The organism is Pseudoalteromonas sp. GutCa3, from assembly GCF_002836155.1.
GTDB lineage: Bacteria > Pseudomonadota > Gammaproteobacteria > Enterobacterales > Alteromonadaceae > Pseudoalteromonas > Pseudoalteromonas arctica.
The window spans coordinates 150752-173360 of sequence record NZ_PJBK01000103.1; the positions used below are offsets into that span (position 1 = coordinate 150752).

The 22609-nt window shown below is 32.7% G+C and carries 38 protein-coding genes; 33 read left to right on the forward strand and 5 right to left on the reverse strand.

From position 1 onward, the window contains the following. Positions 1–395 precede the first annotated feature (395 nt). The 5 genes from CXF64_RS20205 to CXF64_RS20230 all read left to right on the forward strand — a co-directional run bounded on the left by CXF64_RS20205 (position 396) and on the right by CXF64_RS20230 (position 4557). Complete coding sequence (locus CXF64_RS20205) at positions 396–1601, forward strand: hypothetical protein (RefSeq protein ID WP_157823684.1); 1206 nt, start codon at positions 396–398, stop codon at positions 1599–1601. A gap of 32 nt (positions 1602–1633) precedes the next feature. Continuing rightward, complete coding sequence (locus tag CXF64_RS20210; RefSeq protein ID WP_101217952.1) at positions 1634–1843, forward strand: hypothetical protein; 210 nt, start codon at positions 1634–1636, stop codon at positions 1841–1843. Between the two features lie 205 nt (positions 1844–2048). Then, positions 2049–3191, forward strand: a complete 1143-nt coding sequence (locus CXF64_RS20220) for a hypothetical protein (RefSeq protein WP_101217954.1) — start codon at positions 2049–2051, stop codon at positions 3189–3191. Positions 3192–3896: 705 nt separating this feature from the next. Further along, a complete protein-coding gene (locus CXF64_RS20225; RefSeq protein ID WP_101217955.1) occupies positions 3897–4235 on the forward strand; it encodes a hypothetical protein in 339 nt (112 codons plus the stop codon). A 112-nt stretch (positions 4236–4347) separates the two neighbouring features. Then, the gene (locus CXF64_RS20230; protein WP_101217956.1) at positions 4348–4557 is read left to right on the forward strand and encodes a hypothetical protein; all 210 of its coding nucleotides are present in this window, start codon (positions 4348–4350) and stop codon (positions 4555–4557) included. Positions 4558–4587: 30 nt separating this feature from the next. Here the strand turns inward: CXF64_RS20230 and CXF64_RS20235 are convergent, their stop codons facing one another. Next, positions 4588–5019, reverse strand: a complete 432-nt coding sequence (locus tag CXF64_RS20235) for a hypothetical protein (RefSeq protein WP_101217957.1) — start codon at positions 5017–5019, stop codon at positions 4588–4590. A 41-nt stretch (positions 5020–5060) separates the two neighbouring features. Then, complete coding sequence (locus CXF64_RS20240; protein WP_101217958.1) at positions 5061–5303, reverse strand: hypothetical protein; 243 nt, start codon at positions 5301–5303, stop codon at positions 5061–5063. A 239-nt stretch (positions 5304–5542) separates the two neighbouring features. On the opposite strand from CXF64_RS20240, the gene CXF64_RS20245 reads away from it, so the two are divergent. The 21 genes from CXF64_RS20245 (at position 5543) to CXF64_RS20345 (ending at position 14753) form a co-directional block, all read left to right on the forward strand. Next, positions 5543–5791 carry a hypothetical protein gene (locus CXF64_RS20245; protein ID WP_101217959.1) on the forward strand — a complete coding sequence of 83 codons (249 nt, stop codon included), beginning with the start codon at positions 5543–5545 and terminating at the stop codon, positions 5789–5791. Positions 5792–5911: 120 nt separating this feature from the next. Beyond that, positions 5912–6337 (forward strand): hypothetical protein, encoded by a 426-nt coding sequence (locus CXF64_RS20250; protein WP_101217960.1) that lies wholly within the window; start codon positions 5912–5914, stop codon positions 6335–6337. A 208-nt stretch (positions 6338–6545) separates the two neighbouring features. Beyond that, on the forward strand, positions 6546–6962 hold the full coding sequence (locus CXF64_RS20255) for a DUF6908 domain-containing protein (protein ID WP_101217961.1): 417 nt from the start codon (positions 6546–6548) through the stop codon (positions 6960–6962). 17 nt (positions 6963–6979) lie between these two features. After that, entirely contained in the window at positions 6980–7489 is a 510-nt protein-coding gene (locus tag CXF64_RS20260) for a hypothetical protein (RefSeq protein ID WP_101217962.1), read from the forward strand. A gap of 82 nt (positions 7490–7571) precedes the next feature. Further along, positions 7572–7940, forward strand: coding sequence for a DUF7659 family protein (locus CXF64_RS20265; RefSeq protein ID WP_101217963.1), 369 nt, complete (start codon positions 7572–7574; stop codon positions 7938–7940). A gap of 240 nt (positions 7941–8180) precedes the next feature. Then, the gene (locus CXF64_RS20270; protein ID WP_101217964.1) at positions 8181–8987 is read left to right on the forward strand and encodes an N-6 DNA methylase; all 807 of its coding nucleotides are present in this window, start codon (positions 8181–8183) and stop codon (positions 8985–8987) included. Between the two features lie 139 nt (positions 8988–9126). Beyond that, positions 9127–9381, forward strand: a complete 255-nt coding sequence (locus tag CXF64_RS20275) for a hypothetical protein (protein ID WP_157823686.1) — start codon at positions 9127–9129, stop codon at positions 9379–9381. A gap of 384 nt (positions 9382–9765) precedes the next feature. Further along, positions 9766–9951, forward strand: a complete 186-nt coding sequence (locus CXF64_RS20280; protein ID WP_101217966.1) for a hypothetical protein — start codon at positions 9766–9768, stop codon at positions 9949–9951. Positions 9952–10124: 173 nt separating this feature from the next. Continuing rightward, positions 10125–10415, forward strand: coding sequence for a hypothetical protein (locus CXF64_RS20285; protein WP_186807021.1), 291 nt, complete (start codon positions 10125–10127; stop codon positions 10413–10415). A gap of 17 nt (positions 10416–10432) precedes the next feature. After that, complete coding sequence (locus tag CXF64_RS20290; RefSeq protein ID WP_101217967.1) at positions 10433–10645, forward strand: hypothetical protein; 213 nt, start codon at positions 10433–10435, stop codon at positions 10643–10645. Continuing rightward, a complete protein-coding gene (locus CXF64_RS20295; protein ID WP_101217968.1) occupies positions 10635–10901 on the forward strand; it encodes a hypothetical protein in 267 nt (88 codons plus the stop codon). The genes CXF64_RS20290 and CXF64_RS20295 overlap by 11 nt, the downstream gene beginning before the upstream one ends. 78 nt (positions 10902–10979) lie before the next feature. Further along, positions 10980–11366 (forward strand): hypothetical protein, encoded by a 387-nt coding sequence (locus tag CXF64_RS20300; RefSeq protein WP_101217969.1) that lies wholly within the window; start codon positions 10980–10982, stop codon positions 11364–11366. 147 nt (positions 11367–11513) lie between these two features. Then, positions 11514–11867 (forward strand): hypothetical protein, encoded by a 354-nt coding sequence (locus CXF64_RS20305; RefSeq protein ID WP_101217970.1) that lies wholly within the window; start codon positions 11514–11516, stop codon positions 11865–11867. A gap of 82 nt (positions 11868–11949) precedes the next feature. Then, entirely contained in the window at positions 11950–12129 is a 180-nt protein-coding gene (locus CXF64_RS20310; RefSeq protein ID WP_101217971.1) for a hypothetical protein, read from the forward strand. An 82-nt stretch (positions 12130–12211) separates the two neighbouring features. Continuing rightward, the gene (locus CXF64_RS20315; RefSeq protein ID WP_101217972.1) at positions 12212–12535 is read left to right on the forward strand and encodes a hypothetical protein; all 324 of its coding nucleotides are present in this window, start codon (positions 12212–12214) and stop codon (positions 12533–12535) included. 22 nt (positions 12536–12557) lie between these two features. Next, positions 12558–13109: a hypothetical protein gene (locus tag CXF64_RS20320; RefSeq protein ID WP_157823687.1), complete on the forward strand. Its 552-nt coding sequence runs from the start codon at positions 12558–12560 to the stop codon at positions 13107–13109. Positions 13110–13132: 23 nt separating this feature from the next. Next, complete coding sequence (locus CXF64_RS20325; protein WP_101217974.1) at positions 13133–13327, forward strand: hypothetical protein; 195 nt, start codon at positions 13133–13135, stop codon at positions 13325–13327. Between the two features lie 15 nt (positions 13328–13342). Then, on the forward strand, positions 13343–13546 hold the full coding sequence (locus tag CXF64_RS20330) for a hypothetical protein (protein WP_101217975.1): 204 nt from the start codon (positions 13343–13345) through the stop codon (positions 13544–13546). Between the two features lie 16 nt (positions 13547–13562). Further along, complete coding sequence (locus CXF64_RS20335; RefSeq protein WP_101217976.1) at positions 13563–13844, forward strand: hypothetical protein; 282 nt, start codon at positions 13563–13565, stop codon at positions 13842–13844. 155 nt (positions 13845–13999) lie between these two features. Next, on the forward strand, positions 14000–14182 hold the full coding sequence (locus CXF64_RS20340) for a hypothetical protein (protein ID WP_101217977.1): 183 nt from the start codon (positions 14000–14002) through the stop codon (positions 14180–14182). Between the two features lie 148 nt (positions 14183–14330). Next, a complete protein-coding gene (locus CXF64_RS20345) occupies positions 14331–14753 on the forward strand; it encodes a hypothetical protein (protein ID WP_101217978.1) in 423 nt (140 codons plus the stop codon). Positions 14754–14760: 7 nt separating this feature from the next. On the opposite strand, the gene CXF64_RS20350 is transcribed toward CXF64_RS20345, so the two are convergent. Then, on the reverse strand, positions 14761–15327 hold the full coding sequence (locus CXF64_RS20350; RefSeq protein WP_101217979.1) for a recombinase family protein: 567 nt from the start codon (positions 15325–15327) through the stop codon (positions 14761–14763). A 231-nt stretch (positions 15328–15558) separates the two neighbouring features. Here CXF64_RS20350 and CXF64_RS20355 point away from each other — a divergent pair, with 231 nt between their 5' ends. From CXF64_RS20355 to CXF64_RS20380, 6 genes are all read left to right on the forward strand, one after another. Continuing rightward, a complete protein-coding gene (locus tag CXF64_RS20355; RefSeq protein ID WP_101217980.1) occupies positions 15559–15750 on the forward strand; it encodes a hypothetical protein in 192 nt (63 codons plus the stop codon). 163 nt (positions 15751–15913) lie between these two features. Next, entirely contained in the window at positions 15914–16456 is a 543-nt protein-coding gene (locus CXF64_RS20360; RefSeq protein ID WP_101217981.1) for a hypothetical protein, read from the forward strand. Between the two features lie 107 nt (positions 16457–16563). Continuing rightward, positions 16564–18219 (forward strand): DNA sulfur modification protein DndB, encoded by a 1656-nt coding sequence (locus CXF64_RS20365; protein WP_101217982.1) that lies wholly within the window; start codon positions 16564–16566, stop codon positions 18217–18219. Between the two features lie 96 nt (positions 18220–18315). After that, positions 18316–18672 (forward strand): hypothetical protein, encoded by a 357-nt coding sequence (locus tag CXF64_RS20370; protein ID WP_101217983.1) that lies wholly within the window; start codon positions 18316–18318, stop codon positions 18670–18672. Between the two features lie 7 nt (positions 18673–18679). Further along, entirely contained in the window at positions 18680–19123 is a 444-nt protein-coding gene (locus CXF64_RS20375) for a hypothetical protein (protein ID WP_101217984.1), read from the forward strand. Positions 19124–19209: 86 nt separating this feature from the next. Further along, positions 19210–19635: a hypothetical protein gene (locus tag CXF64_RS20380; protein ID WP_101217985.1), complete on the forward strand. Its 426-nt coding sequence runs from the start codon at positions 19210–19212 to the stop codon at positions 19633–19635. A gap of 6 nt (positions 19636–19641) precedes the next feature. Here the strand turns inward: CXF64_RS20380 and CXF64_RS20385 are convergent, their stop codons facing one another. Together CXF64_RS20385 and CXF64_RS20390 are read right to left on the reverse strand one after the other, a co-directional pair. Beyond that, positions 19642–19821 (reverse strand): hypothetical protein, encoded by a 180-nt coding sequence (locus tag CXF64_RS20385; RefSeq protein ID WP_101217986.1) that lies wholly within the window; start codon positions 19819–19821, stop codon positions 19642–19644. Between the two features lie 84 nt (positions 19822–19905). Further along, the gene (locus CXF64_RS20390) at positions 19906–20964 is read right to left on the reverse strand and encodes a J domain-containing protein (protein ID WP_101217987.1); all 1059 of its coding nucleotides are present in this window, start codon (positions 20962–20964) and stop codon (positions 19906–19908) included. A 290-nt stretch (positions 20965–21254) separates the two neighbouring features. Here CXF64_RS20390 and CXF64_RS20395 point away from each other — a divergent pair, with 290 nt between their 5' ends. Then, on the forward strand, positions 21255–22505 hold the full coding sequence (locus CXF64_RS20395; RefSeq protein WP_157823688.1) for a DNA cytosine methyltransferase: 1251 nt from the start codon (positions 21255–21257) through the stop codon (positions 22503–22505). Positions 22506–22609 lie beyond the last annotated feature (104 nt).

The window sequence follows — 22609 nt, forward strand, 5'->3', positions numbered from 1 at the left end:
TCATGCTTGCATGACCGCGAACTCACTAAAACCTCGAAGGTTTTATGAGTTCGGCACGACGAAGGAGTGCTGGCGCAAAAGGCGATTGAAACTTGTTGCATTCGGCTTGTGGTAAAAGCAGATAAGCCATGAGGATTATATAATGATGCTAGGAAACACGAGCTTGCGAGTAGGTGACAAAGCGAATTATTTAATCTGATTGGCTTGTCTTCATTATTTTCGCGCCAATTTTTTTGCTGTTTCTTTAGCAAAAAACATTGATAAAAAGCGCGGTTTTTGTATTTCTTTTTTTTAAAAAAAGTTGATATAAAAATGGTTGTATGGCATTTTTAATCTGTTGATAAAAAACCAGGCGGAAAAATTTCCTGCCTTTTACACGTAGAATAGAGGTCTTTATGTTTCAATCACAAAATCAATTTAATTATTTCAATGTGCTTTCTTTTTCAGATTTTTATAAGAAGATTCATGAGCGCTTTGTAAGTTATATTTCTAGGAATGAGAAAATGCATGAAAAAGCTTTACTACCTTATTCAAGTGGGTGGGTTTCTCCTACACATACTGAACTAGCAGAATTTAAGAAACTTGTCGGCCATTCAACTATTGAGTTGGCTGAAATGGTTGGAATGAATCCGAAAAATTTGCGTAATTTCTTTAAAGAGAAAAGTTACATTAATGGTAAGCGTATTCAATATACAGTTTGGAGATATTGGTTAGAGTCTTTCGGTCTAGCTGAAGTTAATCACCTTAAAACAAAACGACCATTTTTACGTTCTTCTATATTTAGTGCAAAATCTTCGGTTTTTGAAAAACCCAAGATATCCGAGTTAAGAGTTCTGGTTTCACGCTCTGGAAGTTCTGTATCTAAAACATCTCGCTCATTAGATTTTTCAGAATCAATGTTATCCCATTATCTTTATAGTAATAATGTTGACGCTAATTTAGTTTTTCCCATTGAGCACAAAAACTGGTTGAACTTTCTACTTCATATAGGGATTAGTTCTTTAACTGAGTACTCAGAGACCCCGAAGCTACCTAACGTAACCCTTTTGCCTTTAGATTCAGGCTTTGAACCACCAAACCCTAAAGTTTTGAGGCAGTTTATTTCTTGGACAGGTTATACCCCAAATGAATTAGCACAAGAATTTGGTGTTGAAAGCTCAAAGATTTCTTTTTACTGTTCTAATCGTTCAGCTAGAACAGCAGAGGTGTCTCTTGATCCTAAAATTTATAGTGCTATTGATTGGCGCTGCCCAACTTACAGTGAATTAAGAACGTTCATTAATATACTTAGTATCGATAAGTACGAAGCCGCAAAAATTTTAAAAATGGGAAAGCAAGAGATAGATGAGATTTTAAGTACCAGGGATAATGATTATTCTAAACTTGAACCTTTAGATCTATATCAGAGTGATTGGTTCAACTTGCTAGACGCTCAAAAAGTTATTGATGGTGCTGAGTTAAAATCACTTGTGGACAGGGAAAATAGGGCTCATCACATAAATTACTCGCTGTGGCGAGTCATGCTGCAATCTTTTGGTGTTCTTGCTCCTCTTAAGTATGAAGTAAAAGAGGTCGTAGTGAGAGCTCCTAGAGCTTCCTAGACCCTTTAAATATATAAAATAGGAGTATTAAAATGGTTATAAGTGATGTTATTGCCTCATTTCATAATTCTAAGAATCATGAAGATTTAACAGAAGCTAAAAATTGCGTTCGGTTGCTAAAAAGTAAATTTTCATTCAGTAGGGATGAGATTTTGACAGCTTTAGTAAAGAATAAAGTTGATAGTACATCTAGTTTTTCTTTAGCTGAGTGTGATAAATGGCTTAAACGTAATTTTGACTAATAATAGAGTAAAATTGCGATGCTGTTATAAACAGCACCGCTTCTTCCATGAAATATGGGTTTTTACTTTTTTCCTTAGTGTTGTGACCAATTGCGGGCAGCTCGTAAGCGCCCTTCTTTTTCTGCTGGTAAATGACCAGTGACATAATCTTAGTATTGTACTTTATAGATTTGTTTATCGCGATCATTATAGGAGTAAATTTGGCATGCCAAACTCTAATCAATTATTACCACCGCCCTTTTATACATTTATTCTAACTTATTACTCAAATAATGCTTACGTTATGCTTGATAAGTTTAGGTATGAAATATCGGACATTGCAAATCAAGTTTCAATCGATTGGGATTCTAGTCGAAGTAATTTGGCTTTGGATGGATTGTTAGTTAAAGGAAGTAAAGTATTTGGATTAGAGAAAGCAGATAAAGGGCGAGTTTCAATTTTAGCAAAGGAGGCTTCCTTTGATATCACTGATGAGAATGGGAATTCTTTTACCATTAAGTTTCCTTTAATAAGATTCAATAATTTTAGAAAGCACTTTTCTGAACCCCTTTGGTTTAATGGTTTAGATTCTATAAAAAGAGAATATCAAACTTACAAATCTGGAAATCGTATTACTAGGTATAAACCTGATCCAAATGCAGCAAAGGATAGAGAGGCAGCTATCAAAAAAAGTCTTGAAATTGAAAGTGAATTAGTTAAAAACGCCATCAAAAAAGATAAATCGTGGTTGTATTTCTTAAAGCCTTTAAAAACTGCTTGCCCGTATTTTTACAGTAAAGGTGTTGCTGAGATCTACCTTTGGTGTGATCTATACTATAACGATACGAAAGACGATAATTATTTTACAGCATTAAAGTTGGTGAGTGTAAAAACTTGGGAGTTCTCAGGTTTGCAAAGAATTTATCCGATTCAAAATAAAAAACTATTTAGAAAGGGTTTAAACCCTTCATTTTCTGCTTTCTTCGTTCCATCTAGATTACCAATCGATGGGGAAGATATTTATGTTTTAGAAGCCCCCGCAGACGCTGGTATGTCTTTTAAATTGACTGGCGTGTTAAGTGTAGCCGCTTTGATGGCTGATAATATAGCCAATGTTGTTTTATATTTAAGATTATCATTTCCTAATTCTCGTATAATTTTGGTTGCAGATAATGACCAATATGGTGATTCTTTAAATAAAGGGGTCGATGTTTGTGAAAATGTACTTAGAAATACCGAGGGGCCAATGGAAATGATAATTCCAAGTTTTGAGGATGCAGAGAAAAAGCTTGAATATAAAGATTTGACTGATTTTGTTAAAGCTTATGGTGAAGCCAAAGGTCAAGAGCTCCTTAGGCTTAGTGATTAGTTATTCACAGGTTAAAATATTTTTTATTTTTGCTGGTTTTTTACCTTTTCTAGAAGAAAGTGAACATCAATATAAGGATGGTTTTTAAATGTCATTTAAAGATAGCTTAGAATATTTTATTTATATTTCAATTTTCGTATTGTTCATTACTGCATCTTTTGAAGTTCTTTCTTATTATTTTCGTTGTACTCGTTTCAATAAGAAGAATAAGAAGAAGAAGAAGAAGCTTAGATTAAAATAATGCCAGAATGGACTCAATTAATAACTTTAGAAATTTGTCATGCCAAATTTTACTTGTTAGTAAAAATCAAGACCTTTTATTTGTTGTCAGTTTTGTTTATTATGTAAATTAACACTCGATCTTATGATCAAGAAAAAAACAGGCGCTTACGAGCTGCCTTCAACACGTAGAAAAGAGGTTATTATGTTACCAATTATTGAATTATGCCAATCCCTTACAATTCCAGCCGTTTTAATTTCTGTACTGCTTTATGTTTGGTCTAAGCATAGACAAATGAATTAATTACAATATTATGATGTAAACAAAGCCCAAAATGTAAATTTTGGGCTTTTTTTTGCATGAACTTCACTACAGTAATTGGGATATAGTGTTCTTAATGTACTATTATTATTTTTTTCTAAAGATTTAACCTTTATTTTGGAGTAAAATTTGTCGATTCGTTTTTTAAGTGAGAATAACCACTAATGGCTGAAATTAAAGTACAATTTGAGGCTGGTAATTTTGACAGTACTGTCAATTATATTAGAAATCATAATTTAGGTGGTTTTCAAGGAAGTTCAACAGTTACTGTTGAAGATTATTTAAGGAGTGAAATTAAAAAATTATTTGAATCTGAATTGGAACGCTGGGGGGCAAAAGATTACTCTTTTTTTGAGAATGTGTGCCACCATCCAATTCAAGGGGTTACATGTTTGTATATAATTGGAGATGACCCCCTTGAGCCAAAACATGTTTTTGAAGTAAACGCTTATAATAAAAAATTTATGGGTGATGTAGTCGCCTGTTTGTATGTGTTTCTATAATTAAAATAAAACTATCCCTTAATGTTTATAATGAAATCTTAAGGGATGGTTTTTAAAACTTAAACAAACAGGCGCTTACGAGCTGCCTTCAACACGCAGAAAAGAGGTTATTATGAATGTAATTATTATAAAGCAATCTGAAGCAGGTGGTTTTTCAATTTCATGTTCAAGCACTGAAACAGTTAAAGTTATTATTATTGAGGACGATAAATGTGATAATTCGAATGTTAAAGTTGATGGTTTAGATTGTATTGCCTGGTCTACTGTTACTGAAGTTTCTCAAGATAGAGTTGAAAAAATACTATCGACGTATAATCCTTGAAATTGAAATTTATATAAAAAAAAGCCCAAATTAATGGGCTTTTTTTATTTTTCGTGAATATTTTAAATCGTTTAATTTTGCTTTAGATTTTCTAATTGAGTTTAGTGTATTTAGTTTTTCATCAAAGCTTTTAGCTTTAACATCTTCAATTTCCATATTTGTTTTGCCTTTTACCTTTCTTTCTTTTTTGGCCTGTTTACATATTTTTTCATAAGATAAGAAAAGCTCCTTTAAATTAATGCATTCCTTTAGGCTTTCTTTATAACTTATTAGCAATTTTTCATTATGATGCTTAGCGTAATAATTCACCGCTAATTCATACCTTTCAATTGAAACATCAATGTAGCTTTTTTCAGGCTCATCATTATTAGCTAATTTGTTAGTTTTTTCTCTCAATTTTAAAAGTAAAGCCGAAACAATTTGATGCTCACTTCCTTTGCTAATTATATTTACCGTATTCATAAAAACCTCTTTGTTACGTGTTGAAGGCAGCTCGTAAGCGCCTATTTTATTTTGTTCATGATTAGGAAAATCATTTTATCTTGTTCAGTAGCTTCCCGTACAAGTTCCCTTTCAGGTCTAAAGCGTCCCCCTAAGTCAACCCAGCGCATAAGATGACCTTCTTCAATGAAATGTTCGCTTGTTAAATCAAAAGCATTGAGGATTGTTTGGGTTGCAATTTTTGAACATTGGTCTCTATCTAGCTTTACAGTACGCTGAACTTTTTCTGTATATTCAATTTCCATATTAACCTCTTTGTTACGTGTTGAAGGCAGCTCGTAAGCGCCTATTTTATTACATTGTGTAAGGTTAAATAATAAACAAAAAAGTTTGTTTTTTCAACTTTAAAAAAATTAAAATAAATCTATGAATAATTAATATCACTCCAATAAACTAAACAGTTGCGTTTATAAGCGCTAGTGTTTATATTTGTAGTGTACTGTTGAAAAATTAATTTTTTAAAAATCATATATCAGGAGATGAAATGAAAAGCGGAGTTACAATAGAGGATCAGTTATTAAATAACTCGGACTACGATGAATTGCAAAGAATTCAAATTATTTCGAATCGCTCTGATTTGTTTAAATCTATATTAATTGGGTTGCTGCAAGATACTGATAACGATTTCAAATCGAATCAAGCTTGGCTTGGTACGTTAAATCTGAGCGGTAATACTGCACAAGTTAAATTGGTCGTTACACAAGAACCTAATGCTTTCATTGATGAAAATTGATTTTAGGGTTGATTCTTAAGTTTTTGTGCTATTATTTTTTTTGATTATTAGTTTAATGAAAACTAAAGAAAAAAAACAGGCGCTTACGAGCTGCCTTCAACACGCAGAAAAGAGGTTGTTATGAATTGTGCTACTTTAATTACTGAAAACCAAAATTTTTTTTATGCTAAATCTAAGGGTAAGGTTTATAGAATTGATAAGCTTTCCTTCAATGATGACTGTCACGATGAATTACTTAAAGGTGATGGTTTAGTTGCAGTTGGAAGTTTACCGAATTTTGAAAATATAGATTTAATGACTCATCGACACAAAGGTGAAAGAGATTTTTCTTTTGAAAAAGAACCAGGAACAATTGGTTTTTTTATCCGAGTTTACACTGGTGATTTTTTTCAAATAGCTGGTGTTTTTGACTCAGTTATAGATGCCAATAACTTTATGAAAGATGATGATGATGTTGCTTTAATTGACTCAACTAATATTAGAGGTTTATCAAAACAGTTTCATTTTATTGCTTATTTAACTAAGTCTAATATAAAAAAAATTTGATATTTAGTTTTACGATTAATAAAAAACCGCTATTAAGCGGTTTTTTTTTGGATAATTATATATGTTTGTCATGCCAAACATTTAACATACGGTTTGTATATTCGGATATTTGGGGTTAACATTAAATCTAATTGAATTATTGCTTTTAGCAGTAAAACAAAAAACAGGCGCTTACGAGCTGCCTTCAACACGTAGAAAAGAGGTTAATATGATATACGAAGATAACTTTAAATTACTAAAAAAACTTGGCGTAATTTCTAGTGATGGAATTCCTAGAGAATATAGTAAATCGAAATCACCTTCATTTATGGATCTTGTCATAGAAAGGAACACGATTTTAGATAAAATCAATCGTAAAGATTGCATTGGTTTTTCTATGGCTCATTATTTCTTACAGAATGGGGATTTGTGCTCTGATCCACTGATGGAAGTATTGGTCTATCCAGATTTGAAAATGGTTGAAGTGTTTTCTTTTGATATGAGCATTCCACCTTTATACCAAGTTGTCTACGATGGTGAGTCTTGTGATTTTAGACTGAAAGAGTCTCTCAATGACTTTCTTAATCAGTGGCTTAAAAATCTAGGTATGCAGGGATTCGGAGAAGTTTGGTCTGAAGAAAACTAGATAATTGAGGTTCTATTATGTTTCAATCATCTATTGATTTTGATTTTGGCTCGGAGTTATCTGAGCCGCCCCAAAAAAGAGCGCTTGAAAACTCTCTTTTTTACTCTAGCCCAACCTTTAATAGTCAAGTTGGAAAAGTAGAACGAAGTTGCGTACAAATGTTAAGAGTTAGGGTTTATCGGAATTTAAATAAACCTGAGTTTTTTTCGATCTTAGCGATGGAGGGTGTTAATAAAGGAAAGGTTTGTGGTTATGCTAGGTCTGTGCTTCTTGAAAATGCTAAATTTAAGGTTAGCATAAAATCCAGAGAGCGAGTTTTACGTGATAACCGAAGAAACGTACACGCTTTCATTGAGGCTATTTTAGTTGATGCTTCTAATGATATTCAACCTTTAAATGGCTCTGAGAAGTGCGTTACTTATAACCCTTTTGTTTGTGACACCTTTTTCGTTCGAAATACTTCTGAAGCTTTCATGGACGATGTTAATGAAGCTTTGCTTCAAGGTAGTGACGTTTTTGTACTATGAATAACTAGGCCCTGTACTTTTCAGGGCATTAAACAAAACAGGCGCTTACGAGCCGCCTTCAACACGTAGAAAAGAGGTTGATATGAGTTTACAAAATTATTTAAATACCCCGATGGGAATTCTCTATAGTGAAATGGGGGCCTTTTTTTCATTTTCATCTGAACAATTTAATAAGAAAAAAGTAGAAAATACTATTTACGTTTCTCTTGGTGCTGGCTTGTTAGTGCCAAAGTGTAACGTTAAATCTTTTATTGAAGAGTTCGATAAAATCAAAGATGCAGCCATAAAACAAGATATAGAAGATAACGGTATTGACGCAATTATTTTGCGAGAGCTATCTAACTATGAATGTTTTTATACAGGTGAGATTGAAGATTGTGTTGAGGCATTAAAGTGCTACTCAATCACAGAAACTCAAATTTACACTGTTTTTAATTTTCATAGAGAGTAGGCATTACCTATGTTTAATATAGTATTTGTAACTAAAACTTGGCGTTTATATCTTGTCATCGGAAACAGAACTTTGTTTGTTGACGACTCTAGAGATAAAGGGCAAATGATAAAATTAAGAGATAGTTTTATAAGATAATTTATTTTAAATCGTTTTATTTTTCATTAATCCAATTGGCAAATCATTTTGCCCGTTGGGTTGGTGGTTTGTCCTCTACATAAGACAAGAGATAAGCCACTAATGAATATTCATTCACTTAATTTTAAAAAAATATTTAAAAATACAGCACCACATACTAATCGTTATGACGTTTTTCGAGATTTTATTTTCATGGCTTCGATTGCAATAGAAAATGTATTTCTAAAGTCCGAGGAAAAAGAATCTGATTATATGAGAATAGTAAATAAGTATAAACCTGATGATATTGAGCGTTTTACACAAATGTATGCTGAATTAATTCTAGCTTTAGATTCAGAACCAAGTGATATTTTGGGGTCATTGTTTATGGAGTTAGAAATAGGTTCCGCATCTCTGGGGCAATTTTTTACACCCTATCCAGTTTGTAAAATGCTTTCAGAGTTAAGCATCGGGGCTGACTTTGATGAAAAACTATCAAAAACAGGGTATATAAGTGTTAGTGAGCCTGCTTCTGGCAGCGGCAGTATGTTAATTGCATTCTCACAGTCAATGTTAGATAAAGGTTATAATCCACAACGTCAGATGACTTTTCAAGCAATTGACTTAGACCCTATCGCAGCAAGAATGGCTTACATTCAGCTTAGTCTGTTGGGTTTAGTAGGTGAGGTTGTAATTGGTAACACTTTAACTTTAGATTTTCATGAAATACTCAAAACGCCAGCTTTTTATTTGTGGGGCCACACACTAAAAAGGAGTTCAGTATTTAATTCTCTTGAAGAAATTTCATCAAAGGTTGATTTTTTGAGGAGTGATATTAATGCTGAAAATGAACCATTTTGTTTAAATTTGGATCTTTTTTCAAATTGTCAAATTTCGAAATCTCTATCCAATAAGTTCGCGGTATTTTAACGGTATTACTTTATTTATTCGCAGCTCTAACCAACAAGGTAATTATTACCTTATTGGGGTAATCACCTTTTAAAATTAAAAAAGGAAATACAAAATGCAAGTTCATAAAAGTAATATTCGAAGATGTGCTAGGCGCTATTTGCGGTGGCTTGAAGATCAGCAATGGTTTCAGCTTGAAGTTAATGATAAAGATGAATGGTTAGAACCAATTAAGTCTATTATTTCTAAGAAGTACGATTGCCCTGCTAGCCTCTGGGAGGCTGTTATAGACCATTGGCAAGCTACTAGATGGGGAGCAGATACTCGCCCTCTAATCTTTAAAGAATTATATGATTTGGTTGACGAATACCGAAACTTGAAACATATAACATCAACAGCTAATTTCGACAGTTAACTTTAGTTTGTTATTTTAAATATACACTTAAAGCCCCTTGTATGGGGCTTTTTACTGCCATTTCAATACGATTTCATTTACTTTTAGTCATTAAAAATCAAAATAAATTATTGGCGCGGAGCGAATGTTACATACAGCACGAAGCGCTAAAAGCGCGATTGTTGTTAACTGTGGGTAACGTCTTTTCGTTATCCATTGTTATCAATATGATGCGTAAACTCTTAAAACAAACTATTCCAATATCGTCCCAGATAGTAAGGGTTTCTCATTTTTAACTACGAAAATTCAACCATGTTGGAATTTGGTGTAACCCTCAGCCCTTTACAACGCCAACTAATTAAGTATATTTAACTTTTATGTTAAGTTTTTTCGAGAGCATTTAAATTGAACAGAACTGAGTTTAAGGCAGAGTATGAAAAACGGGGCTGGACACCTATATTGCTAGCTAAACGCTGGGGTTGTAGTAAAACACGTATTCATCAGATAGCAGCAGAGGTAGAGCAAGGCCATAAAAAGACGCAAGCCTATATCGACATGCTGAATGGTTTACCCTGCGAAATAAAAAGTTAAATATGTTTAACTATATAATTGACAGTTAAATATATTTAATCGATACTTGGTTGCAAGTTAAGCATTTAATTAATTGGTTTTGGCGCTAAAATTTGTCTTCGCAGGCTGCGCCAAGACCGCCCTAATACAAAAGAACAGTCAATTTTTTAACGATTGAAAATCGGGAGCTAATCATGGCTTTAACACAACAACAAGCAATTGAAATAATCAAAGAGGGTGAAAAAGACGCTTTAGATTTATTAATTGAAGCTGATCCGAAATTAGCACATAAATTTAATCGAGTTGATAAGTCATTAGTAAATCTGCTTGTAGACGTAAGAAAGCATTTTCCTGACGCTCAGTTTTATACGGCGAGTGGTGGTTTTAACTTGTTGCTAGGTGCGCCGCATAATGACGCTGGCATGCCACAAGCTGAATTACACGCTTGTAGTGGTCGCGCTTCAATTGCCGATGGTGATTTTTAAAATTGGAATGAGATATTATGAAATTTAATGAAATTCAAGAAACTGGTCTAATTATAATGTTCATTGGCAGCGGCTTACTTACTGTCATTAGTGGTTTAGGTTTTTTTCTAAGCCTGGGCAGTCAAGAAGCGGAAGAGCCAAATTATTTGATTTTTATGATTTTTGGATTTATTGGTTCAGCTCTTTCATTGTTTATTTCATCAAAAGTTGAAGATAATCATGGTGGATAACTTAACTGATGAAGAAATGAAATGGTTTAAATCGCTGGAACGTTGTTTGAAAAAAATGCCTAGTTCTGTAGAAATTTTGGTGCAAGAGCAATTTAATTCATCTACTGATGTTTGTTCTTCTATACATTTAATGCGTAAAGGTGTTATCCATCAAACCCAAGAAGATATTGGTGATTTAATGGCTTATGAACCATCTAATCATTCATTAATAGATGCAACATTCAGAAAAGTCGCAGCTAATAATCACGGTTATTAACCATTGGAATAATAAGCGAGAGTCAGTAATGGCAAAAGATATACTACCTTACGATGAGTTGGAAAACAGGAGTATAAGATGGAAATTATATTTGGGATTATGACTGTAATAATAGCTGCTTTGGCATTTGCATTATATAAAACTAAGGAGCTTGGAAAAGCAGATACAGAAATATTGCTTGCATTGAATTATGTTGAGTTTGAATGTTTACAAATTTTAATTGCTAATAATGGTGTGGCTAGCAAAGATAAATTCAAACCTTATCATTACAAAACACTTAATGATCTCGCAGAAGAATATGATGTTTTAATTAGTTCTGACGGTGATGTTACAGGTACGTATTCAAATATTTTTTTAACAGATAGGAATAAGAAAGCTGCTTCATACGCACTTGGCAATAAACCTAAAGTTAGTCTAGATTCCGAACTTCACTTATTAAGCATCAGGCGAGAACCAACTATTTAACATCTCTAAGAACATTACGAGTTGAAATACGAGCAAATGAATAATAACAAGAAGTACTAATTAGCGTGATATGCGGTGCAGTTATTGGTGTTGCTGTAGCGGTTCCTGCGTACATTTTTATGATTAGTTAAATTGGAATTTTAATTTATGGATATTTTTAATAAGAAGAAAATGGCAAAACTTGAACGACAGTTATCACTTAAAGAAGCGGAATGCAGCTCTTTAAAATCTGACTTGGCATTTCTAGAGCGTGAAAATGACGAATTAAAAACCAAGTTGGGTACAAACGTCAAAGTAGTGGCCTTCGTGAAGAGTTCTGAACCTTCTTTAATTAAAGATGCTAAGAGCATAAGAAGTTCTTCTATTAACTCCGTTGATCGGCAAACAAGTAATAAAATTGTAGAGACAAAAGCCAGTGACTTGATATTAACTGGTGCTATGGGCGGATTAGTGAGTAGCGCTCTTATTAATAGTATTGATTCGGAAAGCTCAGCAGAATAACTGAAGTTGGAATAAAAACAGTGCGTCTAGTTTCTTTATGTTCAGGACGCGTAAACGCAATTAAATACAAATAGGAAATACCATGAATATAGATCTATTAATTACCATTGCTGCGGCAATTGTACTAGCTAATCTGATCAATAAAACTGTTGTAAATCCACTGCTAAATAAAATATTTGGTGGTAACTCAAAAGTTGAAAGTGGCAGTAGTAAAGGCTTTAAAAGTTCGGCTTGTAGTAGAAATTTACAAGAAAAAAAGTAATTTAATTGGTTTTGGCGCTAAAATTTGTCTTCGCAGGCTGCGCCAAGACCGCCCTAATTTTTAATTTTGGAATGCAAGAGTTATGGCAATTGAAGTATTTGCGTTATTAAACAATATAGGCGAAAGCTGCGCAGAAGACCATATTTTTACTGGTCGAAAGCAAGACTTTAATAATTTGTCTAAATGGCTCGCTGAACAGTACGAAATAAACAAGCGAAAGAAAAAAGTTCTAAAGCTTAGTGAGTTGTTTTTAGATAAATCAAAAACAGAAGAACCCTACATTAGGCTCAATCAAAAAGATTCAAAAGAGTTTCATCAAGCACTGAAAAGCCTTTCTGAAAATAAACGTAGTGCGCCACTAAAAAAAGTGGTTGGCATACTCAATGAATCTCTTTGGCTTTATTAAAAGTTTAATCATTGGAAAAAACATGATTGAAAAACACTTATATTTTGAGCCTACAATTTATCTTCCTTACGACCTTGATTTACGCAATAAAAGCGCTATCAAGTTAACAAGAATGTGGGTAGAGAATGGACAGGAAATTGATGTTCCAAGTTTATTTAATAAGTTTGTTAGACTACCAAATAAAAATTATTTAAAGGCTCAATTTAAAAAATCATTACACATGGAAATTTCAAAACTTGTAGATACTGAAGGTGTTATAACTTTGCATATGCAATATGAAATTAACTTTCAAGGAGAAGCGCCTTTAAAAGTTTTCCATAAACAAAGTTTAAACTTTCAATCAAGCAATCAGCGCCATAAAATCATTAATCAGTACTCATCTTCAATGGCATTGCCAGCAATGTTTGGCAAAGAAGGGTTGTCTTTAGCTAAGGCTGAAGAGACTCATGATACTAGTAAAACAATTTTACAAATAGGTTTACTAGACGAAGATAAATCACGTAGAACATGGTGTGTTGAAACGCTTAATAGATTACACCCAAACACTGATTTAAAACATGGTGTTTTACATTAATAGTTAACGTTGGAAGGCGGCCTATGAGCGAAATACAGCTAAAACTTGAAGAAAAATATGCCATTTTGAACGGTGTAAGATTACCAAGACCTGTATTTAATCTATTGATGAAAAATGAGCGACTGTTGGCAATTAATAAATACCGATTAATGACAAGTGTTTCTCTTAGCGAAGCGGTTGAAACTATCACACCGCTCTATGAATCAATAACAGAATAACCATTGGAATAAGAAATGGCAGCATTAAAACGTAAGCAAAATTGGCCTCTAGGTGTTGAGAAAGGCAAAAGAGTGCTGATGCAAACTTCAAGTGGTCAACTTCAAATGTTGGGGTATTGTGTTGGTGGCTATTTTTACACGCCCGACATCGGCGTAGATAAGTGGGAGATATGGAAGCTATCTGATCTTACCTCCGTACCACCACTTGAATCAGTCTAATATTGGAAAGTAAATTATGCGTGATTGGGTATTGGATTTTGAGGGCGAAATAACAGAAGGGATACAAGAGATATTGGATAATCCTGAGTTCGATCATAGTCGAATCAGCTTGTATGTCGATGACAATAAGCATCACTATTCTATCTTTTTACCACTTTCTGAACTGATTTTTTCACCTGAAGAGCAACCAGATTTAACGAAAGATGGCTCTAGTAGAGATTCACACCAAACGTGGTCTAGTGACGATAATCTGGATGCAAGTTATGTGTTTGGAAGCTTATATAATGAGCTGTTTTAATTGAGTTGGAATAATAGCTTTTGCCAGTGGCGTTATCGATAGCGCTACTCACAAAAGCAAACAATTGTAGTTCTTGTATTCTATGAAATGTATTGTACGTTTCATACCATATCGCATGAAGAATGCAAAATTTAATAAATGAAAGGGCTAGAAACATGGCGATTTATATAAAAATAGAAGATGCAGAAAAAGTTATTATTGATCCAAGAGGTGATGATGATTTTATGATTGAGCTTTTTTCACAAATGCCTGGTGTTTTAGAAATACGAAAATTATCAGAACAAGAACTTAAAAAAATTTGTAACCTGAAAATGAAGAACTGTAAATGTAGAAATTAACTAAATTTGAATGAAGGAGTAAAAATGGATGTTGCACTAGATTGCAATGAAAATGAACACATTAAAGCTTTTAAAAAGAAATGGCCGAAGCCTTTTCTACTAAAAAAAGCAATTAAAATAATCAAATAAGGTGAAAAGGACGCTTGTTATGTTTCAAATGATTAGTAGTATTGCAATAAAATATATTCGTAGATTTAAGAAGTTTTGGAATTATCAAAAGGTTGAACACCTTTTCTGTGCAGGATTTCCATTAGCTGATCCTGTTAAAAAGAAATCGATAGCACGATCTCTAGGCACTATAACACAATTTTTTGCAGTGATATCAGTGCTGCTGGCCTTTTCGTATGCAGTTATATTTAGTGATGTATCTAATGTCGCAATATATGAATGGATTGATTTTTTTAAAGTTTTATTTTTAATGTATACAATTATTATTTTAACTCCAAGAGTTATATTTCTAATCCCTGCGATTATAAATATGTATCTTAATAAGGAAAAATACTTCTACACTGTAATGATTGGTGTTTCATTAGTTGCTCTTTCAGTGTTTAAGTTATCATACTCTCTGTAAAGACACTTCAAGTGTCTTTTTTTATTTGACTCTCTTCTTTTATAATTTTATATACTGTTGATATAGCTATTCCTAATTCTATAGCTATATTTTTAGCGCCCATACTTTTACTTAATTCCATTAATTTAACTCGGTCAATAGATCGCTTTCTACCAAATACAACGCCATTTTTCATAGCTTCCATACGCCCTTCATTAGTACGTTCTAATATACGTTCACGTTCAGCATTAGCAACAGCACTTAGAATAGTAACAACCATTCTCCCCATTGTACCTTCTGTACTTAGACCTTCTTTAATAAAACGAATTGCAACACCTCCTTTATCAAATTCTTTTATTAGTTTAATCATATCGGCAGTATCACTACCCAAACGATCTAATCGAGTAACTAGAACAAGGTCTCCTTCTTCTACTTTTATTCGTAAAAGATTCAAGCCATCTCTATCCATATTAGACCTACTGCCAATATCTGAAAATATTCGTGATGGTTTAGCACCTTCAGCCTCAAGCGCTTTTTTTTGTAGCGTTAGCGACTGCTGACTTGTTGATACTCTTGCGTATCCAAATTTTCTCATATGTGTCTATTAAATCGAAAAGTAGAATTATTGTCTATTTAGTTAATGTAAACGATTTAGTAGACGATTTATATAGTGTGTATTAAGCTGTCTATTATATTATAAGTTTGTAGACAAATTTGAGGCATTAAATTTGGCATGCCAAACTTTATTTCCGAGGTTTCAATATCAAGTAGATATATGGAAAAAGCTATAAAAATATAAATTGATAAATTTATTGAGGTAAGCATTATGAAATTAAATGATAAAGACATTTCTATCTTGTTGAGCGCCCTCAAACTGCTCTCTTTAGACGGGTCTTACACAAGTGATCAAAGGCGCAAGGCCAAAGAGTTAGAAGACACTATTGGTTTTAAATATCCGAGTGGGTGTGAATTAAATAAACCTATAAATATCAAACTGGCTATTAATAAGTCACTATAATTTCTTTAATAAAATAAAATAATTATTGGCGCGGAGCGAATTCTTAATATAAAAACCAGGTTAATAAAGAGATTGTTGATAACTATTGGTAACGTGTCTTTGTTATTAATAGTTATCAATATGAACGCATAACTAACAACACAAAACAACTTTAGGAGCTCTATTGAAATTAATAAAAGAAATTATTTATAAGCTTTGCGGCAGTTGTTTTATTTTTTGTGAAAATAGAATCATCTGCACTACTAGTATTAACAATTGTTTTTTACTTAATACTGATTTTTTAAAGTTAAAACCTATTGAAAAAGAGATATTAGTTAATATTTCCCCTTTTTTAAATTCTGGAGAAATGAGGATTGTTAGGATTTTTACAGCTAACGAAGTCAGAAATAATACTTTAGATATTTTCATTGCATACTGGAGTAAAAAAGAACGTAGTTATGTAATGCAAAATATAAATTATCTAACGGACACAAAAAAGACGTTTAGTTTATCGTTAGGTGGATATCCTAAAAACTCAGATGATTTGGAAAAATCATGGTCAATAATTACTGAATCCTATAAAAAATCTACTGGTCTTTTCTTAATAGACGTTTTATATTTAATTTCTAAACCAAATATATTATATAAAACAAGGTATAAATTAGCGGTAAAGCTAGCTGATAAATTTAATAAATTTAATAAATTAAAAGAAGTAAAAGGGTTTTAGTTGGACTCTTTATCAATCTACTTTAGCTGTTAAAAGAAGCAGATATAAGGTATCTAAGCCTTTTAATTTCTATAATATATTGCTATCCTATCAGGGTTAATTGGTCTTTGACCCAAACTAAAACAGGCGCTTACGAGCTGCCTTCAACACGTAGAAAAGAGGTTATTATGTATTATCGTATCGTTGTAGATGGTTTTAATTTCAAATTAGAAAATTGTACTGCTTTCTTTGGAAAAATAGAAGGGCGACATAAAGATGCTTGGACTGCTGAATCTGCATGCTCTAAAGCAAATAAATCCCCTAAAAGTATTTTTAAACAAGAAGTTGTTTTTATTGAAGGTGAAGACAAATTATCAGTTGGCGATGTTTATTCTGATTTGTGTTTTCAAGCTATTGTCGATAAAACCAGAAAGATTCAAATTGAACATTGTGCAAGTGTAATTGAAAAACTTAGAACAGGTGTCGATTCTGAATCTGCTTGTAAAACTATTTATCCGCAAAATCAGTATCGTCAAGATATACCTTTTGAAGAGTGGATGGATAAATTTTCAAGCGAAGCTGAACTTATTCTAGAAAATAAAACTATTGAAATTCAAAAAAGAGCTGAGGAACAAGCGAAGCGACAAAGTGTTATTGATGATTATAACTCTATGGCCGCTGAGATTTGTTACACGTTCCCAGCAGTTAAAGGAATACAGGCTGGCAAAGAGTATTATGTGGCTCAAGTACCCTTTAAAATGTTGGTCAAATTTTTTAATCTTGCTGAAGAAGGTGTTTCGGCTGAATTGAGAGCTCAACGTAAGGTTAATAAAAAACATGCAGAAGAAATAAGTGATTATGTTCTAAATAATAGGACTGATTACGTTTTGCCTAGTATTATAGTTAGCGTGAATAAATCGATGGGTTTTGATCCAATATCGATGAAAGGTTTAGCTGATAGGTTAGGTGTTTTAAACATCCAAATTGACTCTAAGTTGTTGATAAATGACGGACAACATCGAAGGCTTGCATCAGAATACTTCATTGAAAAAGATAAAAGTTTAGGTGATGAAACCATCTCTGTAATATTTTATTATGATGAAGGACTAGAGCATTCTAAACAGCTTTTTAGCGACCTTAACGCGAATTCTTCGCGACCTAACGCAGCAATAAGTTCTTTGTATGATTTAAGAAGTTCATTTAATAGCTTTGTTTTGGACGCAATTAAACGACAACCTTTTAGTTGGCTTTATGATTTAGTTGATTTGGAAAATGTAACAATTGCTAAAAAATCCGAAAAGGTTTGGTCTTTGGTACATTGGAAAAAATTTACAACAACTTTATTTGGCATTAAAGAGGGAAATTTTGAAAATCTAACAAGTGATGAATTAGCTAAATACAATGCTTTTTTTGATCTAGTTGTAGGAGGTCTATTTGAAAATACCCGCTCTTGGCAGTTGGTACATGAGGGTAGTCTTGCAACAACAAATTTGCGTGAAAGTCAAATATCTGGTCATGCTGTTTACTTAGAGTCTTTAGCTTTAGCAATTAGTTACTTTTCAGTTGATTATGAAGATGAACAGTTGATATTAAGTTCTATTAAGGACATAACATCAATAAATCCTGATAAAGATAACGAATGCTGGAAGAACCTTTGTATTGTAGCAGACCGCATGGTTAAGAATGCAGATAGCGTAAAGTTAACTGCTGCCCATATGCGCTCTCGCGCAGGTATAGAGCTTTCAAAGTCTATGATTGAAGTTAAACAACGACACAATCTTTAAATAGAATTAAAGCGCCCTAGGGCGCTTTTTTAATTTTAAATATTTTTAAGGTTAGGCGCTTACGAGCTGCCTTCAACACGTAGAAAAGAGGTTATTATGAGTAGTTTTTATATTGTTTCGGGTAGTTACGAAAGTGGCAGTGATTTGTTTTTCGATTTTAAGATTGTTGAATCGAACTCTTTGGTTGAAGCTAATGAGCTTTTCAGTGCGTATATAACTGAGAAATACTGCAATTTCTACCCAAATGTAGGGGCTGTAAGTATATTAACTATTAGCTCTATTTCTAAAGAAATTTCTGAAAGGATTAATATAAATTCATCAGTTCCGTTTGATTTAATTAAAACGCTCAATAGTTTACAAATATTACAGCGAAAAGAGACCAACCAGGATGAACTTACTAAGTCACTTTTTTGCGACCTTTCTAATTTTCTTTCGGCCTTAATTACTAAGTGATATAAATATGGAAAATAAAATTTCTTCTACGGTTACTGCACCCGCTGAATTAAAGCTAAAAGCAAGTAGAGTTTTCTTAGCACTTAAAGAGTGTAAATTTGACGATGAAGTTATTAGTGATAATAAGCTAGCTTTGTCGGCATTTGAACTATTTAAAAGTTTATTGTATTTATCCAATAATTATGATGTTAAGTATAAGCTGATTGGTAATAACGATTCAGCGACCCTTGTTGGTCACAGTGTTGATATATTTTCACTCTTAGATGAAAATATTAGTAAAGCTAAAAAATTATCATTAAAGGAATTCGCTTTTACTGAGCTCGCTTTTCATAATTTAAATTATTGCATTCAGTTTCAGAAATTTGAGAGAAATTCAGATATAGAATCAATTTTTATTTCTGTTAATATTTTATTAGATAATGTATTTGAATTTATAAAAATAAAGAGTTAGAAGTTAGTTCATGTAGGTGGAATAACATTCCACCCTACTAATTTTTATTAGTAGGGTGGAATCAATTGAGATTTAGGGTGTATAAAATGATTGAATTTGATAAAACAAGAATTTCTTTAAAGCCATCTCAAAATTGGAATGAATGGATTAAGAATGCTTTTCAATTTGGGCGATGTGAATGCATAAGATGTAGAGAAAGTGATTATGACGAAAGTGCTTATCGATATAAGCATACGTTTGAAATAGATGGTGAAATTTTATCTAGAAGATTTGCAACTACTCCAAAAGAAGATTTCGAATCGAACCTAAAAAAGGCTTGGATTTCTTTCTATAGATTAGATAATTCAAAAGAAGAAATTTTTATAAAGCATTTCTATGACACTTCACACTCACTGTTAGAAATTTATGAGTTCACCTTACCAGAACTTAAAAATAAATTAGTTGCACTAATCCCTGAAATTAGGAGCGTTGAATTGTCAGGTAATTTAGTAGAAATTAGTAGAAATTATTAACCAACCCTAAAGTGCGAGTGAAAGGTGCTTATATTTGAGGTTATTTTTTTTTAGTTTTTTTTCTATTCCCTTTATTTCTTCGTTAGTATCGATAGCAGTAGAGCTCGCAACAGATTTTAAAATCATATTTTCTGTGATTTTATTTTCTGTGATTTTATTTTCTGTGATTTTATTTCTATTTTTCATTATTTAAATGGTTTGCCATTTTTCATATTATATTGAAAAATAATACGTAAAAAAAACGCCTCAGACAAGTCTGAAGCGTTTTTTTTATTGTATAGCTATATTGTTAGATTGTATAAGATCAAAGCTGGGGAAGCGGTTTTCAATGCTTGGTATTACAGAATTACCATCATTACTATGTTGACCAAATGAAAACCCATTATTGTACTTGAAAACATGGAAGCATTGGCTTCTATCTTCAATTAACTCTTTCAATAATTTAAAGGGGTTTTCAAATACCTTTTGACCAAAATTAGATGCTGAATCATAGCTGTAATCATCGGTATAACGGTAGTTTCTTTGTAAATTACAGTACTGCCCATTCGCAATGATTTTTATTAAATGATTTGCGCTAACCTTAGCTTTAACTTCAGTTAGCGGTTTGATTTTATTTAGTTTGAATGGTGAAAAAACTTTGACTGCTTTTAACTCCGACCTAGTTACTTTAAGTCCCTTAGCCAGTTCTGCACTGCAAGTGTATTCATTTATATCTTTGTAATCTGCTGTATATATATTGGCAAGTACGCTAGTTAAGCATGAATCATTGTTTATATTTCTGACCCACTCATAAAAACGCTGCATTCCTATTTCATCATTATCTAACCCCCAATTTATACGATACTCTGTACATTTTCGACCTGTTTCTAGGGCGTCTTTAATGTTTGTTATGATAATTACTGAGCTATATATATGAACACTTACTTGATATTTTTCAAAATAAATTGTTTCAAACTTATTGTTATTCCAATCATTCCATTTGCTATCTTTTACAATAGTAAACGCTTCATTTAACAATGTTTCTCTACTAAAAAAAGCGGGTAATCCTGAATCCGTTAGATCATGATCTTTAATCGGTGATGTTTGATTTTCAAAACTTTGCTTCGTACCTTTGCTTGCTATAAGTCTATCAACTTCCGCAGCTTTACTCGATACGAACTCCCAGGCTTTATTTATTTCGACCATCGAGAACTCTGATAATTCGCCCTGCTTTCTATCTGGGTGATTTTTTAGAGCTGCTAATTTGTATATATCCTTTAAAGATTTGAAATTTACGGCTTTAGAGTTCGCTGCTTTTTCAAGAACATTAATTGCTATATTTATTTTCATAATAACCTCTATCTACGTGTTGAAGGCAGCTCGTAAGCGCCTGTTTTTTTGCTTGCTACGAATGTAGCTTCTCCAAACTTGATAGTAGAGGTTTGTTATGTATTTTTCAACCTTGCCTTCAGTCTCCAATCGATAGAATTTGGATGTACAGTTAGGTTTTTTTATTTTGAAAACTACTGTTCAGATAAACTAAAAGAATGTTTTATGCTATTGTTAATTTGATGAGGTCTAAGACCAAAACTAAAACAGGCGCTTACGAGCTGCCTACAACACGCAGGAAAGAGGTTTTTATGAACGGATTGATAAACACTAAAATTGGAATTAATCGCGGAGTATCAAGAATTTGGTTTGAGGGCCATAGGTTAAAACCATTATTTAATATTGGTGACAAACTTGATTTGATATTTGACGAAACTAAAAAAAGAGCTATGTTAGTTGTCTCTGAAAATGGAATTTTTACAGTTTCAAAGCGAACAAGAAACGGTTCTGTATATCCTTTAATCGAGATCAAGACAGATGAATTGATTGATTTTTTTGGAGCTGTTGGAACAAAAATCAGAATCGTTTTAAAAATGGGTGTTGCTTCTTTAGAATTGCATTCTCATGATATAAATTCTAAAAATATGTACCAGCGCTTTGAAGAAAGTATTAGGAATAAAAAAATCACAGTAGGGTCTTTGTTTTCAGGAGTTGGTATATTGGACTCGGCTTTACATGATGGTTTTAAACGTTCAAATATTAGTACATTAACTCGTTACGCTGTTGAGCAAGAGAAAAAGTATTTAGATGCAATGATTAAAAATCAAAGTTATCTATTTGACGACGAATCTTTTTTTATTGAAAGTCAGATTGAGTTGGTTGATTTAAAAAAACCTCCGCTTGTAGACGCGATTATAATGGGCATACCATGCACCGGTGTTAGCACATCAGGTATTACCAAGAATAAGCTTGATTTTGCTGAGCAACATGAAAGTTCTGGTGCTTGTTTTTTCTATGCTCTTAATTTCATCTTAAAATGCAAGCCTTGGCTGATAGTTTTAGAAAATGTTAAAAATTACATTTCTACTGCGAGCTACGCTGTGATCAAGTCAGTACTGATTACGCAAGGGTATACACTTTCAGATGCTATTTTTACAGGGACAGATTTTGGCTCCCTAGAAAATAGAGAGAGACTTTGCCTCGTTGCTACTGCGACGGGTATTCCAAATGTAAAGTTGTCTGATGTTAAGAGCCTAAAAGAAAAGCCCGCTTTCTTATCTGATATCCTTGAGGATATCCCCGTTGGTGATGCTCGCTGGAAGTCTTATGATTATCTAGAGCTGAAGCAACAACGTGATATAGAGCAGGGGAAGGGTTTTCGTCGATGTTTGCTCGATGGAAGTGAAACTAAAGTTCCTGTCATTCGTAGGCTGTATAACAAAGGTGGTTCAACAGACCCATTCGTGAAAAGCAAAGACGGTTTACTTAGTCGCAAATTCACTAAAACAGAGCACGCAGCTATTAAAGATATTCCACTTAGTGTCGCTGAAACCATACTTTGACATAATACAAGCATACTTTGACATAATACAAGCATACTGTGACATAATTAAACCATACTTTGACATAAAACTTACTTAAGAAAATGCAGGGGAAATAAATTTAT

Coding starts and splice junctions, on each gene's coding strand:
- CXF64_RS20265 (WP_101217963.1), top strand. CDS start 7,572: ATGAGTTTACAAAATTATTTAAATACCCCGATGGGAATTCTCTATAGT.
- CXF64_RS20390 (WP_101217987.1), bottom strand. CDS start 20,964: ATGAAAATAAATATAGCAATTAATGTTCTTGAAAAAGCAGCGAACTCT.
- CXF64_RS20300 (WP_101217969.1), top strand. CDS start 10,980: ATGGAAATTATATTTGGGATTATGACTGTAATAATAGCTGCTTTGGCA.
- CXF64_RS20310 (WP_101217971.1), top strand. CDS start 11,950: ATGAATATAGATCTATTAATTACCATTGCTGCGGCAATTGTACTAGCT.
- CXF64_RS20295 (WP_101217968.1), top strand. CDS start 10,635: ATGGTGGATAACTTAACTGATGAAGAAATGAAATGGTTTAAATCGCTG.
- CXF64_RS20350 (WP_101217979.1), bottom strand. CDS start 15,327: ATGAGAAAATTTGGATACGCAAGAGTATCAACAAGTCAGCAGTCGCTA.
- CXF64_RS20220 (WP_101217954.1), top strand. CDS start 2,049: ATGCCAAACTCTAATCAATTATTACCACCGCCCTTTTATACATTTATT.
- CXF64_RS20270 (WP_101217964.1), top strand. CDS start 8,181: ATGAATATTCATTCACTTAATTTTAAAAAAATATTTAAAAATACAGCA.
- CXF64_RS20355 (WP_101217980.1), top strand. CDS start 15,559: ATGAAATTAAATGATAAAGACATTTCTATCTTGTTGAGCGCCCTCAAA.
- CXF64_RS20290 (WP_101217967.1), top strand. CDS start 10,433: ATGAAATTTAATGAAATTCAAGAAACTGGTCTAATTATAATGTTCATT.
- CXF64_RS20325 (WP_101217974.1), top strand. CDS start 13,133: ATGAGCGAAATACAGCTAAAACTTGAAGAAAAATATGCCATTTTGAAC.
- CXF64_RS20255 (WP_101217961.1), top strand. CDS start 6,546: ATGATATACGAAGATAACTTTAAATTACTAAAAAAACTTGGCGTAATT.
- CXF64_RS20285 (WP_186807021.1), top strand. CDS start 10,125: ATGGCTTTAACACAACAACAAGCAATTGAAATAATCAAAGAGGGTGAA.
- CXF64_RS20305 (WP_101217970.1), top strand. CDS start 11,514: ATGGATATTTTTAATAAGAAGAAAATGGCAAAACTTGAACGACAGTTA.
- CXF64_RS20345 (WP_101217978.1), top strand. CDS start 14,331: ATGTTTCAAATGATTAGTAGTATTGCAATAAAATATATTCGTAGATTT.
- CXF64_RS20245 (WP_101217959.1), top strand. CDS start 5,543: ATGAAAAGCGGAGTTACAATAGAGGATCAGTTATTAAATAACTCGGAC.
- CXF64_RS20235 (WP_101217957.1), bottom strand. CDS start 5,019: ATGAATACGGTAAATATAATTAGCAAAGGAAGTGAGCATCAAATTGTT.
- CXF64_RS20210 (WP_101217952.1), top strand. CDS start 1,634: ATGGTTATAAGTGATGTTATTGCCTCATTTCATAATTCTAAGAATCAT.
- CXF64_RS20335 (WP_101217976.1), top strand. CDS start 13,563: ATGCGTGATTGGGTATTGGATTTTGAGGGCGAAATAACAGAAGGGATA.
- CXF64_RS20315 (WP_101217972.1), top strand. CDS start 12,212: ATGGCAATTGAAGTATTTGCGTTATTAAACAATATAGGCGAAAGCTGC.
- CXF64_RS20205 (WP_157823684.1), top strand. CDS start 396: ATGTTTCAATCACAAAATCAATTTAATTATTTCAATGTGCTTTCTTTT.
- CXF64_RS20395 (WP_157823688.1), top strand. CDS start 21,255: ATGAACGGATTGATAAACACTAAAATTGGAATTAATCGCGGAGTATCA.
- CXF64_RS20370 (WP_101217983.1), top strand. CDS start 18,316: ATGAGTAGTTTTTATATTGTTTCGGGTAGTTACGAAAGTGGCAGTGAT.
- CXF64_RS20250 (WP_101217960.1), top strand. CDS start 5,912: ATGAATTGTGCTACTTTAATTACTGAAAACCAAAATTTTTTTTATGCT.
- CXF64_RS20330 (WP_101217975.1), top strand. CDS start 13,343: ATGGCAGCATTAAAACGTAAGCAAAATTGGCCTCTAGGTGTTGAGAAA.
- CXF64_RS20260 (WP_101217962.1), top strand. CDS start 6,980: ATGTTTCAATCATCTATTGATTTTGATTTTGGCTCGGAGTTATCTGAG.
- CXF64_RS20375 (WP_101217984.1), top strand. CDS start 18,680: ATGGAAAATAAAATTTCTTCTACGGTTACTGCACCCGCTGAATTAAAG.
- CXF64_RS20380 (WP_101217985.1), top strand. CDS start 19,210: ATGATTGAATTTGATAAAACAAGAATTTCTTTAAAGCCATCTCAAAAT.
- CXF64_RS20320 (WP_157823687.1), top strand. CDS start 12,558: ATGATTGAAAAACACTTATATTTTGAGCCTACAATTTATCTTCCTTAC.
- CXF64_RS20240 (WP_101217958.1), bottom strand. CDS start 5,303: ATGGAAATTGAATATACAGAAAAAGTTCAGCGTACTGTAAAGCTAGAT.
- CXF64_RS20225 (WP_101217955.1), top strand. CDS start 3,897: ATGGCTGAAATTAAAGTACAATTTGAGGCTGGTAATTTTGACAGTACT.
- CXF64_RS20340 (WP_101217977.1), top strand. CDS start 14,000: ATGGCGATTTATATAAAAATAGAAGATGCAGAAAAAGTTATTATTGAT.
- CXF64_RS20385 (WP_101217986.1), bottom strand. CDS start 19,821: ATGAAAAATAGAAATAAAATCACAGAAAATAAAATCACAGAAAATAAA.
- CXF64_RS20230 (WP_101217956.1), top strand. CDS start 4,348: ATGAATGTAATTATTATAAAGCAATCTGAAGCAGGTGGTTTTTCAATT.